Raw genomic sequence first — 18,596 nt, 5'->3', positions numbered from 1 at the left:
AGTGTATATACACTTGCGATTTTCCCCCTTTGTGCTGCTGGCCCAAAAGTGAAAATCTTGCTTGTTGGTGGCCGGCCCCCAATCCCCTGTAAACGTCTCAGACGGGTCGGCTGCCATCCGCTGGACGCTAAGGTATTGACGGACATTTAGAGCATCGGAAATGGACTGTATATCCCTACTGTGGCAGTTAGACAGTAGGGGGTAAGGGTTCTCTATACCAGAAGCATTAAAAACATGGGCAAAAGTTCCGCGTGTACTGTTTTTACCAGCTGGCAAAGAGTGCCTTGAACGCTTTTATACAAGGGGAAATCCCGCCCAATTCCCGCCCAAGTCTACAAGAACAGGTTACAAGGAGATATGACACAAAAAGTTGACGATACGAGAAAACGCCCACTTCATGCGGCTTTGCAGGGCGTTCTTATAAAGGCTTATACAGACTTGCACACCGTTTTGCGGCTGAAAATCAATAAAAAATAGTAGGGGCGGATTCCATATCCGTCTGCATGGAAAATCGCCGATAATCCTGATAGACAGGGCGTCTCCGGAATTTTCTCACCTGTAATTTTGCGGTGTTTTCGTTGTGCTTTTTTAAATCCCACCCAATTTCCCGCCTGGAGCGCATAAAGAGCGTTAACAAGTTACGGGACGTTTGGGCTTAGACTGTAAGGGGAATAGAACAAAAGTGAGGAGGGGTAGGTAAATATGAATCGTTTTGAAAATATTATTAACAACTTTGTGCTTTGGGGTAATGATAAGGATGAATTATATGCAGCACTCATTATTGGCTCTCAGGCCAGAAACGACCACCCGTCAGACGAGTTTTCCGATCTTGATGTCATTATGATTGTCGATAATCCTGACCTTTTTCTGCAATCTAATCAATGGCTTGAGCAAATTGGGTGTTTCTATATTTCTTTTATTGAAAATACGATTGGTGGTGCGAAAGAAAGAAGAATACTTTTTGACGATGCGCTGGACGTTGATTTCGTTATTCTTTCAAAGGGAAATTTTGAAAATGCGGTAAAGAATGGCGGGATTGATATATTAAAACGAGGCTATCGCATTTTGGTTGACAAGATTGATCTTGAGCATACGTTGCCGACGTTTTCCATGGAAAATTCGCCTTACTCGCTGTTATCAGAACACGAATTTATCAATGTAGTAAACGATTTTTGGTATCATACTATTTGGACAGCAAAGAAAATAATGCGAGGCGAACTATGGGCGGCTAAATCGTGTATGGACAGCTACATGAAGTGGAGGTTACTAACGCTCATTGAGTGCTATGCTCACGCATTGAATGGATTAAAATATGATACTTGGCACGATGGCCGTTTCATTGAGGAGTGGGCGGAGGAATGGATTATTCAAAAACTTTCGAACTGCTATGCTCATTACGAAAAAAATGACATTAAAAAGGCATTATTATCAACCATGGAGTTATTCAGGCTGGTGGCTGTGGAGGTTGCAGGTAAGCTGAATTATAAATACCCAACAAAAGCTGATGAGTATTCAACTGAATGGGTTATAAAAAGCCTATAGTATAGTTGCTGAGGGCCAGCCCCCACTCTCCTGTGATCACCCTTGACTGGTCGGCTGCGCGTCTGTTGGGCGCTGATAGATAACCAGACATTTAGACCGCTAGAAATGGAGCGTATATCCCTGCTCCAGTAGTCAAACAGCAGGGGTAAGGGCTCCTGTACCGGAAGCCTTAAAAACACAGTTCTAACGTTCCATAAGTACTCTTTTTACCAGCTGGCAAAGAGTACCTTGAAGGCTTTTTACAAGGGGAACACCCCGCCCAATTCTAAATAAAATTTTCAATTTCTTTTTTGACAAAAATAATATTTTAACGGCTATAAATGAACTGTAATGAAAAGGTCTGGCAAAATAGCGCCAGACCTTTTACTAATTATACAGATCTTCATTCCTCCTGATTTTTCACGCCCAAAAGGCCGATTGCAAATACCACGGCAAGACAGATTCCGAATACCAGATAGATCCTGCTGAGTGACTGCTCCATAGGGGCGCCGCTGTTTAAGAATGCTCCGGCAACCGCGCCGCAGATCGTTCCGCCGGCGGATCCCGCAAAGGCGATCATCCCCTGGGCCGCGCCGTAGTTTTCCTTCGGCATCGTCGTCTGGAGGAACGGCGTGTTGATTACCTGGTCACAGGCGTAGGCCACACCGCCCAGCAGCGTCATTCCATAGATTACCAGTACGGAAGAATCCGGTTTTAAGAAAAATGCCCATACTAACAGCGGAATGGCTCCGCCCAGTCCCATAATCATGTAGGCGGTCCGATAGTTCTTCCTGCTTTTTGCGATAAACATTCCCACGAAGGATGCGAGCACCGCGCTGCAGATTGTCTGCGGCATGCTCAGGGTAGAGCTGACAGTGGCGGACACATTCATGACATTCTGGGCGAACAGCACAATGTAGGCGCTGGCTGTCACCACATACATGGTAAAGAGCAGGTGGCAGATCCATGCGATCCGAAATTCCTTAAACCGGAACAGTTTTACGGAAATCACCGGATTCTCCGCCCGGTACTCATAAATAACCAGCGCGGCCAGCCCCAGAATTCCTACTGCCAGCAGAGCCATGCCCAGAGGAGATTTTCTTGGAAACATGACATTTCCAAAATTCAGGTAGGCGACCAGAGAACAGATACTTACAATCAGAAGAATCAGTCCGGCAAAGTCCACCTTACTTCCCGTATGTACCGCCATCTTTTTATTGGGATAACACGTTACATAAATGGCGATTACCACGATTCCCAGCGGAATTCCCACAAAGTAGGCCGCCCGCGCCATTCCCGCATCGGCCAGGATTCCGGCCAGCAGAGGCCCGGCCAGCATGCCGACAGCCGATGCCGTAGCCAGATATCCATAGTATTTTGGCCGCTCCTTCATGTCGGTCACATCCGCAATGATGGAGAACGCGGATGAGATGAAGAAACCGCCGCAGATGCCGCTTAACCCCCAGCATACCAGGAGAACCCATCCGGTCCGTGCCAGGCCGCCTCCGGCCACACAGACCAGATACGCGGCCAGAGAAATGACGGTCAGCCATTTACGTCCCAGCGTATCGCTGAATTTCCCCGCCACCGGGGACGCGATCATGAGTCCCACGGAGCTGAATACCGTGACTACCGCGTAGATGCTCATAGCGTTAATTTCCGTCAGGAGTCTCGGCAGCGCCACACCGCACCCCAGATTGATCACCATGTAGTTAAAATACATGATAATACAGGCGGCGATTACCAGCCCCTTTTTTCTATTATCCAGCTCTATATTCACATTGCCAGCCATAAGTTTTCCTTCCCCCTTCTCCGGATTTTATGCTTTCCCTGACATGCTGTCGGCGTAATCAGCTCCCGGCAGCGTGTAGCCGCCGTTGACTAACAGGCACTGTCCCGTTATAAAGGAGGCTTCGTCGCTGGCAAGGAAGAGAGCAGCATTGGCCATATCCTCCGGCTCCGCGACGCGTCCCATCGGAACGGCTCTGGCATACTGCTCCACAAATTCCGGAGGCAGCACCTTGACAGAGTCTGTCTTCGTAAATGGAGGCATGACGGCATTGCAGCGCACGTTCTGGCGGCCGTACTGGATCGCGATGTGCTCGGTAAGAGCGTTTACCGCTGTCTTGGCGATTCCGTACCAGCTTCTGGTCAGCTGAGGCACTACCGCGGTCTCAGAGGATATATTGACAATGCTTCCGCCGCCTCCCGCGATCATGTGCGGAATCGCATACTGAGCGCACAGGGCTGTGACAATGGTATTGAACTCAAATGCCTTTAAGATGGCTTCCATATCACTCCCGACAATATCTTTGTTTCCCGGCTTCACGCCGCCGCCTAAATTATTGACCAGAATATCGATGCGCCCCTCCGCCTCATATACCTGATTTACCATGGGTTCGATCGTCTCCAGAATATCTCCGTCGAAATAGACTGCCTTGACCCGGCGTCCCAGCGCATTGTGGGCATCCGCGATCTCCTGGCCCGCGTCCATACGGCGCACCGCCATGTAAACAATGGCTCCCTCTTCGGCAAAGCGGTCGGCAATGGCACGGCCAATTCCTCTCGTACAAGCGGTAACAATAGCAACTTTATCTTTAATTCTGTCCATATTATTTTTCCTCTTTTCTCAAATTGATGTTGAAAAGTTCTATTTTTCTACAGGCCAAGCGCCGTATAATATCCGGCCGACGAAGAAGCGGCAAAGCTGTCCGGCTTATCGCTGTCGCCGATGTTATAGAATTCCGGCACCAGGCTCTTTAAGCGCTCGCAAAGCTCATTATTGGGCTTATCGCCAATGCTGATCAGCACATCGTCGCACACGATCTCCGTTTTCTTTCCGTCCTTCTCTTCGATTACGACTCCGTTATCGGTAATCTCACGGCAGGCGCACTCCATATAGGTTTTCAGTTCGTGTCCCTTCAAATGGCCCATCAGTATGGACCGTGTGGTCGCGGCCATCTTGCCCGCAAGCGTATCGAGCATCTCCACGATCGTCACCGTCTTCCCCTGCTGAAGCAGAAGCTCGGCTGTCTCGCATCCCACGACGCCGCCGCCGATGATTACGATATGGCTGCCAACCGTTTTCCCCAGAAGAACCTCTTTCGCACTGGAAACTATGGGTTTCTCAAATCCCGGGATCGGAAGCACCGCCGGACGGACGCCACAGGCCCAGATCACCGCATCCGGCTTCCGGGATGCCACATACGCTTCATCTGCCGTTGTATTCAGCAGGACTTCCACGCCGTTAAGCTCCAGCTGCTTCTCATAATAGGGATACAGCTGTTTTAAGTTATCCTTATACGGCGGTGCCACCGCGTAATCCAGCTGGCCGCCAAGATGGTCATTCTGCTCCACCAGCGTTACTTTGTGGCCTCTCCTCGCAGCTGTTCTCGCAGCTTCCATTCCCGCGATTCCTCCGCCGACCACGAGCACCTTCTTTATCACTGCCGCCGGTTCCATCGTGTAGTCATTTTCCCCGTTTCCAAGCACCGCGTTGCAGGAGCAGCGGATATGGCGGTTATAGGAAAGCTGGTCATCGGCACACAGATTGCATCCGATGCAGGGGCGCGCCTCCCCGCAGCGGTCCTGCTCCATGTATTCCACAAGGTGCGGCTCTGCTAAAAGACCGTGTCCCATAAATATAAAGTCACATTTCCCTTCCGCCAGGGCCTCCTCGGCCAGTGACGGCAGATACGTGCGGCCTCCTCCGATAAACACAGGATTTTTCTTTTCTCCCGGCATGGAGAGAACCGCCTTTCTCACAACTGCGGAAAGGCCCAGCATACGTCCCGGCTTATCCGCCGTACTGGGGATATCGTCGATATCAGGCACCGGCTTCCAGGAGCCGCCCATGACCTCGATGCCGTCGGCTCCCGCAGTCAGGAACTTATTGGCGTAGAACATCCCCTCTTCCATGGTGATTCCGCCCTGTTCTCCGGCCTCCATCACCGCCTGCTTTACAACGAGGCCAAAATCCGTACCGCAGGCTTCCCTGATTTTCCCGATAATATTCGTATAGAACCGGCTTCTGTTCTCCGGGTTTCCGCCGTACTCGTCGGTTCTTATATTGGCGGTGGAGGACAGAAACTGCTGGCCCATGTAATATCCGCAGGCGTGAAGTTCCACTCCGTCGAAGCCCGCCTTCTGCGCCCTGACAGCTGCGGCCGCGTATTTGTCCTCAATCGTGCGGATCTCTTCGATGGTAAGTGCCCGCGGCTCCTCATTGCCGAATCCCATCATATAGGAAAATGGCATTGCCACGGCGGAAGGGCCTACCGGCTGCGCCCCGATATTTTTCCTGCGTGCACCGCGTCCCGTGTGGCTGATCTGCAGAAAACATTTTGCCCCCTGTGCGTGGATGGCCGCTGCAAGCTTTGCAAGTCCAGGTATGTATTTGTCGTCATCCGCCACCAGCATGTTCACGGTGTTTAACCCCAGAGGCGTGTCTACACAGGTTACCTCGATGATGATTAATCCGACTCCGCCCTTCGCCCGCTCCACGTAGTGATTGATAATGGCGTCATTGACAAAGCCATGATCCGACATGTTGGTCCCCATCGCGGACATGACGGTGCGGTTGCGCACCTCTACAGAACCGATCTTACCAGGTGCAAAAATGTGTGGATAGTGATTCATATAAAACCCTCCTTAAGTGTATTATGTCATACCCCTCTCTTCACAAAGAGAGGTAATCCTGTTATAATAAAATACTGAACATGAAATTATACAGAAAGCGGGTAATCACATGAGCCTTCGCCAGAAAGAAAAATCTGAAATGACCCATCAGGAGATAAAAGCCGCCGCTCTCCGGCTTTTCCTGGAAAATGGATATAAGAATACAAGCGTTCAGGACATCGTTACGGAATCCGGTTATTCCATCGGCTCCTTCTATAACCACTACAAAACAAAGCGCGATGTTCTGGCTGACATCTGGAATGAACACGCCATTGCATTTATCTCTCACTCTATTGATGAGATGAAAGCCATACGCACACCGGAGGAGCTGGCCGACTATCTGATCGATAACTCCAACGCATTCGACCGGGACGAAAAAACCATCAGCCTGGCGAAAGCCGCGCAGGAAGACCTGGTCACCGTCGGTAAAAACTATGAGGGGGTCCGTGATATCTCCCAGCTTTACTTAAAAGAGATCGCCTCCGTTCTTCGTATCTTCTGCCCTCATACAGAAGAGGTCATCCTCCTGTCCCACGCCAGCGTCCTGGATTCGATCCAGTACTCCCACTCTGAGGTTACGAGAAAGAAAGTAGGATATTTCTTTGACGATGACACGGTGAAACGCGATATTCTGCTTCTTATGAATGCCTGGATTCAGGAAGACATACAGGGCATGAAAGAAGGCTGATGAAAGGCGGCAGAGAAGAGTTCCCCTGGAGGAGCTCTTTATTTTTGCCTTAAAACTGAATATATTCTTTTTATGAATATGTTCAGTTTTAGAATACATTCACTTTTATAGAATGTCAATAATTTATCAATATTTTCTTCGGGAATCATGCATATTTTCCCTTATGCACAATTCTGCGGCTGATTTTTTGTGCATTTTGCGATAGATATCGTTTATGCCGGATACAATCTAAGCCAGATATGACTTGCACCGGATTCAGTCTGCACAGAGAAACCTTTACCAGCAAAGATTCTCCACGAAAACAGAAAACCGGCTCTATCAGGATCTCAATCAATCCCGATAAAACCGGTTTTCCGTAATTTCTATTTACCATACGATGCAAATTCTGCCGCACTCTCTGCCCACTCTCTGCCGCACTCCCTGCCTCACTCCCTGCCGCACTCCCTGCCCCACTCTCTGCCCCACTCACCCATCACTCACCATCACACTCCCCCATCACTCTTTAACCACACGAAACGCCTCGTCCAGCGCCTCGGCTCCATGAAACCCGACAAATTCCTCCGGCACGGGCATTTTCGTCATATGCCCCACAAGTTCCACCCATTTTTCCATCTGGAACACGTAGCTGCTGTCCTTCCAGATCGCCTCCGCCTCCTCTTTGGAGATATCCATATATTTCAGCAGATCCTCCGGGAAGTTCTGTTCCTTGCCGTAAATCTGAAATTCCGACTCAAGAATCCACGGCCCGTTGGCTGCGGCCCTCTCATACGCATGTTTCTGATCCGCGTCAGAGTAGGCCACCATCAGTAGGTCTCCGTCAAACTCATCGTAAAGAATCACCTCCGACTGAAAGATGCGCGCCACCGCCTTCGCCGCCTCCCTGGTACAGTTCTGCTGAAGTGACGGACAATCGATTCCCAGCCACTTGCTTTCCGGCGTTCTGACCGCCAGGGCGTCCCCTGACGCAGGATAGGCGCCATTACGGATCTTCTTCACTTCCCTGAGCTTCTCTGCGATCTCCTCATCACTCATGGCATGATCCATCAGGACGAGACAGCTGGTCATATAGACATTATCGCCGTAGTATCCGTGAAATATCTTCTCTTCCATGGTTCTGCAGATTCCCACCGATGTATCGGCGGCCCGGAAGGAATCCCGTACTGCTCTTGCCGTCTGCAAGCTCACATCATCTTCACGTTCCGGCGTAATGCTCAGGGAATAATACCGTTTCGGTCCGTAGACATCGAGTCCGATCACGTACCGGACACCCTCCCCGCCTTTACTCCGTATTTCACGGCTCACGATCGTCCACTCCCCGGATTTTTCCAGGTTATAATCGATCACCTCCACCTCCGAATCGAAGGCCGCGGCGCTACCGTAAGTCTTGGCAATATATTCCGCCTTTGACTTCGGCAGCATCTCCGTTACGTCATACCCCTCATATGCACTGGACAGCCCGCCTGTCACACTGACCTGTCCCCAGTCCGAACGCAGGGCATCGAAAGAATTATACTGGTCCTGACTGATCTCCCAGCCGCCCCCGGGAAGAGTGATCCGGTAGAACATTGACGAAGATACAAAGGTGCCATCCTCCGTAACTGCATCAAATACCGCGTCATCCGGGATAACCACGAGCAGCTCACTGCCGCTTACTTCTGCGGAATCAGCCGCCCTCTCTCCGGAGCCTGTCATCGGTGCTCCAAAAACTGACGTTTTTATTCCTCCGCTCCCATTCATATCATTCAGCGCCCCTAAAATCATGGCGCCTGCTGCCACCGCCGCCACACAGCATATCGCCGCCGCGGCCTTCCCCGGCATATTCCATCTCACCATAAGCGGCACAGACTTCTTTTTCAGGCGAAACGCGGGATTGTTGAATCGGCATCGGGCGTCACAGACACGCATCAGCGCCTCGGCCCCCTCCATTCCTCCCAGCGCGGCAAGAGGCAGCAGCAGGCCGTCCCCCTCTTTTTCCGCAAGATACAGCGTCTGCTTTGTGTAAAATACACCAGTGATATTCTCATAAGGATGAATCACAGCCGCGCGTTCCGTGATTTCTATCAGACCTCTCCGTCCTGCTGCCACCATCTGCTCCCCGATCATGCGGTACGGAAATGTTCCCAGCTTCCTTAAGTGTTCCATTTCCCTTCTGCTGACGCGCAAAAGGCCATACTCTGCCTTCACTTCCTCAATCTGCCTGGTATACCGGCAGGGTGCAAATCTGCTGTCCGCGCAGATATCGGCCGCCTCCTGAAAGGAGATCCGCATCTTCCCCATTTCCTTAATCCGGCGTTCAAAATCCACCCGCCACGCGTTTGCCTCTTCTACTCTTCCCAGCAGGCGCTTCGGCACCGCCCAAAAGCGCATCATATCGTAGAATACGAAAAGCGTTTCCAGCTCGTAAAGCCGCTCTATGGCGCCGTACAGAATATATGCTTCACACGCTCCGCTCCTGGCATGGATTATCTCTTCCTTCACGGTCATCTCCACCGGTTCCTTCAGGCAGGAAAAATCATTTCTTCCCGGCCCTGCTTTTCGCATTTTCACATACGTTCCGTGAAACCAATGGATAAACTCTTTGTACTCTTTATCACTCAGCTCATAAGTCAATTTATCGTTCATGTAAAATCCCCCTGGTAAATTAACTTCATTATAAGCAAAAATCGGGGCAAATGCCATACTTTCTTCCGATCGTTCGCCGGAAATGCAGAATGTATCCACACAAAAGGACCAGTTAAGGAAGAACCGGCAGCCAAAGCACCGCTGATATTCTTCCAAAACTGGTCCTGTCTTCTTTTCGATTATTTCCGCACGGTTTTCAGCAAAGAGAGGATCTCCTCCCTCTCCGGCATGGATGGCGCCGTCCCAATCCGGCCAACCGACAGAGCTGCCGCGGCGCTGGCGAATACGACCGCCTGCGTCAGATCTTTCCCCTCGGATAATGCGGCTAACAGCCCGCCATTAAAGGCGTCCCCTGCCCCTGTCGTATCCACTGCCGTCACGCAGAAGGGCGGAACCATCTGTCCGGCTCCATTAACAGAGAGGTAGGCACCGCTGTCCCCCATGGTGATAATGACATGACGGACGCCCCGCCTGTGAAACCACTGTGCGGCCTCTTCTGCGCTCTCCCCGGAGCAGACGGGTATTCCCGTGTAATACTCTGCCTCCACCTCATTCGGCGTCACGATATCGATCCATTTCCACACATGTTCCGGAACCGCAGCCGCCGGAGCGGGATTTAAGATGACGCGCTTCCCGTTCAGAGCCGCATGCTCCGCCACGTCATACACCGCGCCGCTGTTCGTCTCCAACTGCATCAGCACATAATCGCAGCCTTCTTCTTCGGTCAGACGCTTCACCGTCTCCACCTCCGGCTCCGAGAATGTGAGGCAGGCTCCCGGCACCACCACGATCTCATTCTGGCCGCTGTCCTCCCCCACAAGGATCAGCGCGCAGCCTGTATCGCACTCCTCCGTCACAAATACGCCCGACCGGTCCATGCCCAGCTGTTCCATGGTATTCTCCGCAATTTCGGCGAAGTGGTCCGTCCCCAGCTTTGTGACAAGCTTCACGTCCGCTCCCGCCTTATGTGCGGCCACAGCCTGATTGAAGCCCTTGCCTCCCGGACCGATCTTAAATCCATGCCCCATCACCGTCTCCTTCGGTGCAGGCAAATGGGGCGCCCGTGCCATGATATCTGCCACAAAGCTTCCAAAAACCAATGATTTCCTTCCCATACCGGTTCTCCTGTCACTCTTCCCTGAGAAATTTTACTTCCTGTCTCCATTTTTACATTCCTGAACCAGAATGCCCTTGATCAGCTCCGTTCCGCGTTCCTTCGGACAGCTGCATAGAATCCGGACCGCCTGCATCAGGAGTCCAAGTCTCTCTTCGGGCCGGTCCGCAAACTGGTCCTTCACCCGGCAATAGGCGTACATAAAGCGGCTGCATTCCGGTTCTCCCATGCCGATATCCTCCACCGACATGATGACGATCCGTTCCCAGAGATACGCCTCCATCTCACTGCCGCTTATGAATGCCTCGTACGCCAGCATCAGCGCTTCCCGCTCCAGCGCCCGGCGGATGCTCTTTTGAAACGCCGACTGAAGGAGCTCCAGATTGAGACCATGAGGCGATTCCATCTCATAGAAATGATTATAGGCGTCCGAACGGAACGGCCTCGGATGTTCCCCGCCGTAAATGGGCGTCAACAGCTCGATCAGCCGTTTTTTATACGGCTCCGCTCCCTCTGCCTCCGGCACCACTCTGCTCCCTCCATCGGGATACAGGAAATCCAGCGGCGTATGGCCCAGTTCCCTTCCCGCATGGTTGTGGTGATCCTTCGCAAAATCAGGAATCTCCGCGTACACGCCGGCCTGACAGGAATCCCGGACTCTTTTAATCTCCGTCTCCAGAGACGGCTCCTTCTCACAGGCGCACAGATACCGGAGGGCCTGGATAAAGCTCAGCGCCTGCATCCCGCCTGCGTCCGGCATATACGGCTCCGTGTGATAGCAGATGCATCTCAAATTGTATACATAAGCCAGCGCTCCCGGCTCCGCCAGACCCACGGCATAGACCGCCGCCGTCTCCAGCTGCTTCCAGAGCTCCTCCAGCATGACCGGACTCGTTCTGTATAGATCAAAAGCGGTGGAAACCGCCTCATCCGTATCCCCCTTCAGGATATTGTTATACAGCTTTTCAAACGCGGCGCCCACGTTCATCCCGCCTCTCGTTTTGTATTCTGTTATTTTAATCCTGTCCATCTGTATCTCCTTCATCCTTCTCCGTTTTTTCTGCTCATCACGTTCTGGTGCTCATCCCCATTTACACCTTCTGTTACTCCTTTACATCCTCTGTTACTCCTTTTACACCCTCTGTTACCCTTTTACAACGCCGCTGCAGATGCTGCTCTCCACCTTCTCCTGCGCAATCAGATAAAAGACGACCGTCGGAATTATGCTGATTACAATCGATGCAAAGCTCACGGCGTACAGTGTACCGAAATCCCCCTTCAGGTTTAACAGCGCCACCGATATGGGTTTTAACTGCGGCTTCGTTATCAGGACGTTGGCAATCGGCAGCTCGTTATAGATAAACAGGAACGATGTAATTGCACACGTGGAAAGGGCCGGCTTCGCCACCGGGACGATGACCCTCAGAAGCGTCTGAAACAGGGAAGCGCCGTCTATCATGGCCGCCTCGTCCAGCTCCTTCGGGATTCCTTCGATGTACCCCTTCAGAATAAAAAACACCATCGAAAGATTGATTCCGGCATAAATGACCATCAGCACAAACAGATTATTCCTCTGTCCGATGGCGCTGACCATCTGGACAATGGGAACAATGGCGCTCTGAATCGGTATCATCATGGCCGCGATCAGAAAGAGCGTCACCCCCTCGCTTCCCGGTATCCGCTTCCTGGCCGTCACATAGGCGCCCATTATGGATACGCCCAGCATCAGGCAGATCGAACCTGCCGACAGGAGAAGCGAGTTGGCAGTGGCCCGCAGGATGTGGACCATCTTCTCCGCTGAAATATAGTTATCCAGCCCAAACCGCTGCGGCAGCGCGAAGAAATCGGCAAAAATGGTCTGGTCGTCCTTAAACGAGGACAGTATCGCAAAGTAAAGCGGAAAAATCGTGGTAATCAGCCATATGCCCGCGACGCAGGCATAGATGAGCCCGCCCGGTGTAATTTTTCTCTTTTTCACGGTTTCCCCCCCTATTCTCCTGTCCGTTCAGCAAACACGCGGTTCGTCACGACCGTGATTACGAGACAGAGCACAATCATAATCACAGCGATGGCATTGGCATATCCGAATTTACTGTAGGTAAATGCATTCTTATACAACAGCGTATTAGGCACATCCGTGGCATACCCCGGGCCGCCGCCCGTAAGTCCCATGATAAAATCAAAGACCTTGAACGCGCCTGTCAGCACAAATACCACCACGATCTTAAAGGTCGGCTTCAGCTGAGGAAGCGTGATATAGATCAGGCGCTGCCACGGAGTAACGCCATCCATGGCCGCCGCCTCATAGACGTCTTCTGAAATAGCCGCCATGCCCGAGGAAAAGATAATCATCTGAAATCCCACGTTGCTCCACATGTTCACCAGCGCCACTCCCCACATGGCGGTGTGAATGTCGTTAAACAGATTAAAATGCTCCGCGATCCCCAGCTCCTTTAACAGCACCGGGACAGGACCCTGTCCCGGCAGCATGATAAAGGTAAACATCAGGCAGATGGCGATTCTGTTGATCACGACCGGCAAAAAATAACACGTTTTAACAAATCTGATTCCAAAAAACTTTTTGCTCACCACCGTCGCCAGAAACAGCGAGACGGGAATTGTCACAAACAGGCCTGTCACACACAAGATTCCCAGATTGATAAACGCCGTCTTAGTCGTATAGTCCTGGAAAAATGTCACGTAATTTCCGATTCCCACAAACCGGTACGGATCGGTGGGAATTCCGTTCCATTCGAAAAACGATGTGAACACCATGTTGCCGAGCGGATAGATAATTACGAAGGTGTAGAGCAGGATAACCGGAGCGATCATAAAAAATGCTTCCGGCCGGTACTTTTTGCCCCGGACTTTTATTAACAAATCGATCCCCCGCCTTTCTTACTGCGGAAACAGTTTTGCGTACTCTGTGTCGAGTGTCTTTGCGATATCTTCCACCGGCCGCTCCACAAACATGGTCTGAAGCTCCGTATTCGTAATATTAATCACGCTGGCATCGTCCAAATAAGCTGCCATAATATCGGTTGTATCACTTCTCGTCGCATACCCCTCCATAAAGGTCTTCATGGGATTCGGAGACTTCGACGTGTCGTAGTCGATATCCACCGGATAGACGCCTCCTCCGGCCACTTCCGCATATCCCTCAAAGGTCTCCTTGGAGAGCATGAAGCTCATCAGCTTACAGGCCGCGTCATACTCCGCCGTACCCGGTTCCGCGGAAATACAGAAGCCCTCGCTGGTGGAAGCAAACCAGATGTCCTTATTTTCCGGCGCGCTCTCGAGATACGGGAAATTGACGCAGTCAATCTGATCCGCAAAATCCATTCCGTTGAAACGGTCGAAGTAGTAGCTGGCCGTAAAAAGCATGGCGATCTTTCCTTCGCCGAAGGATGTGATATTATTCTCTACCTCATAGGAGATCGCATCCCTGCCGAATACGCCTGCATCGATGAATTCCTTCATTTTATTTAACACGGCCATCATCTCGGGATCACTCCACTTCACCTCATGGTTGATAAATCTGTCCCTGAATTCCAGGCCGTTCATGCGGACCGCCAGTTCGCTGAAGAAACGGCCTAAATCGGCTTTCGTCTTTGCAGCCATGGAGAACGGAACGATCGATGGATCGGCTTCTTTTAATTTCTCCGTCATCGCCAGCACGTCTTCCCATGTCTTCGGTGTCTCGATTCCATGCTCTTTTAACAGCTTCGTATTGACATAGACAGGGGAACCGATAACGGAATTCGGCACTCCGTATATGCCTTCCAGCCCTTTCCGTTCAAAGGAGAAGGATCCGAAGACGCCTTCATCTGCAGGTCCGGTCCAGTCAGCAGATTCGATCATGGGCGTCAGATCCTTGATGACACCGTTTTTCGCCCAGTCGTAATGTGGGAATGCGTCGGAACAGATAAAAAGTGTTGGCGGGCTGCCTGCTGCGACAGACGCCTTTAAGCTGCTCTTATACGATTCCGCGTCGGCGATCGATACATCCTCCACCTCGATATCCGGGTTAGCCGCCCGGAATTCCTCCAGCTTCTCCATGTAATACTTGGCACGCGGCAGCTCCGGATTCGTAAAACGCGATAAATAGGAAATCTTCACCTTCTCCCCTGCAGCCTGGCTCTCCTTGCCATCCGCAGACGCTTTCGTCCCCTCCTCCTGCTTGGCCTCGCTGGAGACGGCCGCTGCCGAAGTGTCCTTCACTTCCGTGGTCTTCTGGCTGCATCCGGCCACCGCCGCTGCCATGGCCGCTGTCAGAAACAGCGCTGTCATTCTTTTCTTCATAAGTAATCCCCCTTCTTCTTCACTTGTTTGTTTTTTGCTTACTAAAGCTTATCATAAGCGGCGCTCCGCTCCCATAGTTCTTTTTGAGTTTTTATCTGGAAATTTTTGCACAGACGGCATCCCGCCGCGCTTCCCCTGCATACCTGCCGTCCGAAGCTCCGGGCCAGGCATGTAATATTTTGTCATTTCTGGACTTTTTTGCTTTTCCTGCGTCCATGTTGACTTTGCAAAACCCGTGCAGTATCATTTTCTTATTAACACTGTGTACCACGGATAAGGAGGTTTTCGTGACCGGAAAAGGATATTTTTCAAGGCTGGAGTCAAAATTCACCTTTATGTACACCATCATTCTGATCGTTGTCATCACCTGCATCGCGTGTTCCATCGGACAGTACAGCAATTCCATCCTGAAAAAGAAGTCGCTGGACAGCTGTATCCAGAAGCTGGACTTTGCCGGAGAACGCTTCGAACAGATACTCGACCGAATTGAAAATGAATCGCTGCTTCTGACCCTGAACCAGGCCGCCCGCTACGAGGCGGCAAAGAAAGGGGACAATTCCCCCTATGAGGAACACATGGAGGCGGCCTCCTTTTCCTCCTATCTCGTGGAATTTCTTTCCACCCAGAGCGCGGTGGAATCCATCAGCTACTACAGCTGGGATGGCTCCTTCTTTTATCAGGACAACTACGGGGCGCAGCCCTCTGTCAAAATCGAGGTGCCCCAGGAGGTCCGGGAGGAATTCTTCCATTCCTCCCAAAAATCTTTCTGGTATATCCACGAGCCCGCGGCCCCGTATCCAGGAGGCAATTTAACCTTTACCTGTCTAAAGAAATCCTATGCCTTCACCGGCGAACCTCTGGGATTTTTTGCGCTGACCGTATCGCCGTCCCAGATCCGCGAGATCTACAACGGCTTCTTCTCAGAGGATGAAATCTTCATGATCACAGATAAAAACGGACTCATCTGCGCCGGTACCAAAGACGGCATGCAGGGAAATATGGTGACAGATGTATTTGCGGACGGCGCTCTCCTCACGACAGGCAGCACCATCACACTGGATTCCACCAGGTATTTATGCACCTTCCAGCCGGAAAAGGACCTAAACCTGTTCGCCCTCACGCCGGAATCCCTGGTCTACCATGATTCCCGGTCTCTCGTGTCCGTTATCCTTGCCATCGGGATTATTTCCAGCATTTTTACGTTCTTTCTGTTCCGGTACTCCACCAGAAAGATCATGCTCCCGGTCAACCAGATCATCTCCAATGTCCGTTCCATGTCGGATGGCGACTATAGCGTGCGGATCTCCACCCAGGAGGGGCGTACCGATGAAATCAGCCTGCTGGCCGGGCAGATCAACCAGATGGCCAGGAACACCCAGGACCTGCTGTCCCGCGTCCACCGTGAAAATGAACGAAAGCGGCGCTATGAGCTCTCCTATCTCCAGCTTCAGATGCAGCCTCATTTCTTATACAATACGCTGGAAACGCTCTGCGGCATGATCGAGATGAACAACAAGAGCGAGGCCATCGGCCTTGTCAGCCTTATCTCCAGCTTCTACCGGGACACGCTGGGCAAAGGCAAGGAGATCATCACGCTGGAGCAGGAATTAAAGATCACCTGCGGTTACTTAAAGATCATGCAGAAACGGTATCCGGGCTGTTTCTATTTTGAGACCAGCCTGGAGCCGGAGGTTCTCTCCTGCAGCATTCCGAAGCTCACACTCCAGCCCCTGGTGGAAAATTCCATCATTCACGGGCTGCAGCTGTTCACCTCCGACCGGGCGGGTCTGATTACGATCACCGGATATCAGGAGGACTCCCTCATCTGCCTGCGGATCGCGGATAATGGAAGCGGAATGGACGAAGAGACTGTCGGCCGGCTGAACAGCCAGATATTTTCGGAGGAACGGAGTTCCTTCGGAATTCAGAGTATTAAGAAACGGCTGAAGCTGTACTTCGCCGTGGCAGACATCCTGGTTACTTCCCGGATTTCAGAGGGGACCGTCATCACGATACGGATCTCACAGCAGCCGGAACCTCCCCTTTAGAAAGGATTTATCATATGACCTATCAATTCTTAATCGTCGATGACGAGTACTTTGTCAGGCAGCGGATCAGGCTCTGTATTCCCTGGAAGGAGTACGGCTTCGAATGTGCCGGCGAGGCTGCCAATGTCGATCAGGCCCTTCGTTTTCTGGAGGCGACACCTGTCGATCTGGTTATCCTGGACATTTCCATGCCGGGCGCCAACGGGCTGGAGCTTCTCCGCATGATGAAAGAACAGAACAGCCAGATTAAATTCATCATCCTGTCAGGCTTCGCCACCTTCGAATATGCCCGACAGGCCATCGCCTGCAATGTGACCAATTACCTGTTAAAGCCGATCGACACGGACGAGCTGATCCGGTCCATCACAGAAATCAGGGAAACTCTCGATAAGAACAACCACTTAAAGCAGGAGCGGCTGGCCTGGCAGGAGGCGAGGCTCATCGCGGAACACGCCGAAAAGAGCACATTTTTCCAGAACATCTTCTCCGGCCATGCCTCCGTCTCCGAGAGCGCCCAGTTAAGAGAATTCGGAGTGCTTCAAGACGTCCCCTGCACCGTTATCGTCTCAGACGGCCGGCCCAAGGTTATTCACAGCCTCTCCTGCCAGGAGCGCGCCGCCTTTCAGACAGCACTGGGCAACCTCTCCGGCTGCCTTCTGTCCGGCAAATCCGGCTGCATCCAGGTGACGGATGCTTACAGCCATCAGGTCCTTATCCTGCCGCAGGCGCAGCTGCCCGCCGGACCGGATCATTTTCTGGAACGCTTATCCTCCGCTGCCCGGGAGAATTTTTCCAGAGACATCGTGTGCGGCTACGGATATGGTAATGACGGCCTGGCACCCTCGATCCATTCCGCCTACCAGACTGCGCTTCAGTTCTTCACCTTCCGGACCGTCTATGAGTCGGATGGCGGCTCCTTTCACACCCGCCTCCCGGAAAAACAGGCCCTGGAACAGCTGAACACCGCCATACGCGGAATCTCCTGCGGCCTTTTAAAGAAGGATCACGAATTCATTGTAAGCAGTCTCCGCTCCGCCTTTCAGATCATCGGACAGGAGCAGTTCTCCCTGCCCGCGCTGGAATCCGCACTCTCCGCCCTGCTCTCTGCGGCCATCGAGTACGCGGTCCACAACGGAATCGGGCTCTTCGAGGAAGACTGCGGCTCCGCCTACACCGCGGCGGGAATCATCTACCATGGATGCAGCCTGGGAGAAATCGAGGAGAAGTTTATGAATCTCTTTCTCTCCCTGCCCGGCAGCCAGGAACTGGACGATATCCCCATGATTCAGCGAATCGTGGTCCAGGCGGCGGAACTGATCGAGCGCGAATACAGCAATGCAGACATGGGACTCCAGTATATCGCATCGGCCCTGTTAATCAGCCCTGCCTATCTAAGCCGCAATTTCAAGCGGATCCGGCAGTACTCCGTCATGCAGTACATTACGAAATGCCGCATGGAACACGCCTGGGACTTACTTGCAGGCGGCCGCCTCTCCATCGCAGCCGTGGCCGAAAAGACGGGTTACCAGGACGCCTTTTACTTTTCCAAATGCTTTAAACGGTACTTCGGAATATCGCCTTCGCAGGTTGACCGTTAATCTGCCAATCAAAAGAGCTGATCCTA

At 52.0% G+C, this 18,596-nt stretch carries 13 protein-coding genes; 4 read left to right on the top strand and 9 right to left on the bottom strand.

What is annotated here, in order from left to right:
• Positions 1–702 precede the first annotated feature (702 nt).
• Positions 703–1,542 (top strand): aminoglycoside 6-adenylyltransferase, encoded by an 840-nt coding sequence (locus H8S80_RS30320; protein ID WP_117622831.1) that lies wholly within the window; start codon positions 703–705, stop codon positions 1,540–1,542.
• 382 nt (positions 1,543–1,924) lie between these two features.
• On the opposite strand, the gene H8S80_RS30315 is transcribed toward H8S80_RS30320, so the two are convergent.
• Genes H8S80_RS30315 through H8S80_RS30305 form a run of 3 tightly spaced genes read right to left on the bottom strand, consistent with a single transcriptional unit; the run spans position 1,925 to position 6,159 of the window.
• A complete protein-coding gene (locus H8S80_RS30315) occupies positions 1,925–3,313 on the bottom strand; it encodes an MFS transporter (protein WP_117622830.1) in 1,389 nt (462 codons plus the stop codon).
• Between the two features lie 27 nt (positions 3,314–3,340).
• Positions 3,341–4,132, bottom strand: a complete 792-nt coding sequence (locus tag H8S80_RS30310; RefSeq protein WP_002601557.1) for an SDR family NAD(P)-dependent oxidoreductase — start codon at positions 4,130–4,132, stop codon at positions 3,341–3,343.
• A gap of 47 nt (positions 4,133–4,179) precedes the next feature.
• Positions 4,180–6,159, bottom strand: a complete 1,980-nt coding sequence (locus H8S80_RS30305; protein WP_002601558.1) for an FAD-dependent oxidoreductase — start codon at positions 6,157–6,159, stop codon at positions 4,180–4,182.
• A gap of 109 nt (positions 6,160–6,268) precedes the next feature.
• Here H8S80_RS30305 and H8S80_RS30300 point away from each other — a divergent pair, with 109 nt between their 5' ends.
• Positions 6,269–6,886, top strand: coding sequence for a TetR/AcrR family transcriptional regulator (locus H8S80_RS30300; RefSeq protein WP_002601559.1), 618 nt, complete (start codon positions 6,269–6,271; stop codon positions 6,884–6,886).
• A gap of 495 nt (positions 6,887–7,381) precedes the next feature.
• Here the strand turns inward: H8S80_RS30300 and H8S80_RS30295 are convergent, their stop codons facing one another.
• The 6 genes from H8S80_RS30295 to H8S80_RS30270 all read right to left on the bottom strand — a co-directional run bounded on the left by H8S80_RS30295 (position 7,382) and on the right by H8S80_RS30270 (position 14,924).
• Positions 7,382–9,508: a hypothetical protein gene (locus H8S80_RS30295; protein WP_243007957.1), complete on the bottom strand. Its 2,127-nt coding sequence runs from the start codon at positions 9,506–9,508 to the stop codon at positions 7,382–7,384.
• 179 nt (positions 9,509–9,687) lie between these two features.
• A complete protein-coding gene (rbsK, locus tag H8S80_RS30290; RefSeq protein WP_025530125.1) occupies positions 9,688–10,623 on the bottom strand; it encodes a ribokinase in 936 nt (311 codons plus the stop codon).
• Positions 10,624–10,656: 33 nt separating this feature from the next.
• Positions 10,657–11,652, bottom strand: coding sequence for a hypothetical protein (locus H8S80_RS30285; protein ID WP_117622827.1), 996 nt, complete (start codon positions 11,650–11,652; stop codon positions 10,657–10,659).
• Between the two features lie 114 nt (positions 11,653–11,766).
• Positions 11,767–12,600, bottom strand: a complete 834-nt coding sequence (locus H8S80_RS30280; protein WP_117622826.1) for a carbohydrate ABC transporter permease — start codon at positions 12,598–12,600, stop codon at positions 11,767–11,769.
• Between the two features lie 11 nt (positions 12,601–12,611).
• Positions 12,612–13,502, bottom strand: coding sequence for a carbohydrate ABC transporter permease (locus H8S80_RS30275; RefSeq protein ID WP_002601564.1), 891 nt, complete (start codon positions 13,500–13,502; stop codon positions 12,612–12,614).
• A gap of 18 nt (positions 13,503–13,520) precedes the next feature.
• Positions 13,521–14,924, bottom strand: coding sequence for an ABC transporter substrate-binding protein (locus H8S80_RS30270; RefSeq protein ID WP_117622825.1), 1,404 nt, complete (start codon positions 14,922–14,924; stop codon positions 13,521–13,523).
• A gap of 287 nt (positions 14,925–15,211) precedes the next feature.
• Here H8S80_RS30270 and H8S80_RS30265 point away from each other — a divergent pair, with 287 nt between their 5' ends.
• Together H8S80_RS30265 and H8S80_RS30260 are read left to right on the top strand one after the other, a co-directional pair.
• On the top strand, positions 15,212–16,972 hold the full coding sequence (locus H8S80_RS30265) for a cache domain-containing sensor histidine kinase (RefSeq protein WP_002601566.1): 1,761 nt from the start codon (positions 15,212–15,214) through the stop codon (positions 16,970–16,972).
• Between the two features lie 14 nt (positions 16,973–16,986).
• Positions 16,987–18,570 carry a response regulator transcription factor gene (locus tag H8S80_RS30260; RefSeq protein WP_002601567.1) on the top strand — a complete coding sequence of 528 codons (1,584 nt, stop codon included), beginning with the start codon at positions 16,987–16,989 and terminating at the stop codon, positions 18,568–18,570.
• Positions 18,571–18,596 lie beyond the last annotated feature (26 nt).

The sequence above is a fragment of the Hungatella sp. L36 genome (assembly GCF_014288035.1).
Note: the sequence above shows the minus strand (reverse complement) of the source record. Positions and strands in the feature narration are given on the sequence as shown.

What these genes read in the sequence shown, in the direction of transcription:
- H8S80_RS30300 (WP_002601559.1), top strand. Translation starts at nt 6,269, where the DNA reads ATGAGCCTTCGCCAGAAAGAAAAATCTGAAATGACCCATCAGGAGATA.
- H8S80_RS30315 (WP_117622830.1), bottom strand. Translation starts at nt 3,313, where the DNA reads ATGGCTGGCAATGTGAATATAGAGCTGGATAATAGAAAAAAGGGGCTG.
- H8S80_RS30260 (WP_002601567.1), top strand. Translation starts at nt 16,987, where the DNA reads ATGACCTATCAATTCTTAATCGTCGATGACGAGTACTTTGTCAGGCAG.
- H8S80_RS30295 (WP_243007957.1), bottom strand. Translation starts at nt 9,508, where the DNA reads ATGAACGATAAATTGACTTATGAGCTGAGTGATAAAGAGTACAAAGAG.
- H8S80_RS30270 (WP_117622825.1), bottom strand. Translation starts at nt 14,924, where the DNA reads ATGAAGAAAAGAATGACAGCGCTGTTTCTGACAGCGGCCATGGCAGCG.
- rbsK (WP_025530125.1), bottom strand. Translation starts at nt 10,623, where the DNA reads ATGGGAAGGAAATCATTGGTTTTTGGAAGCTTTGTGGCAGATATCATG.
- H8S80_RS30305 (WP_002601558.1), bottom strand. Translation starts at nt 6,159, where the DNA reads ATGAATCACTATCCACACATTTTTGCACCTGGTAAGATCGGTTCTGTA.
- H8S80_RS30310 (WP_002601557.1), bottom strand. Translation starts at nt 4,132, where the DNA reads ATGGACAGAATTAAAGATAAAGTTGCTATTGTTACCGCTTGTACGAGA.
- H8S80_RS30285 (WP_117622827.1), bottom strand. Translation starts at nt 11,652, where the DNA reads ATGGACAGGATTAAAATAACAGAATACAAAACGAGAGGCGGGATGAAC.
- H8S80_RS30320 (WP_117622831.1), top strand. Translation starts at nt 703, where the DNA reads ATGAATCGTTTTGAAAATATTATTAACAACTTTGTGCTTTGGGGTAAT.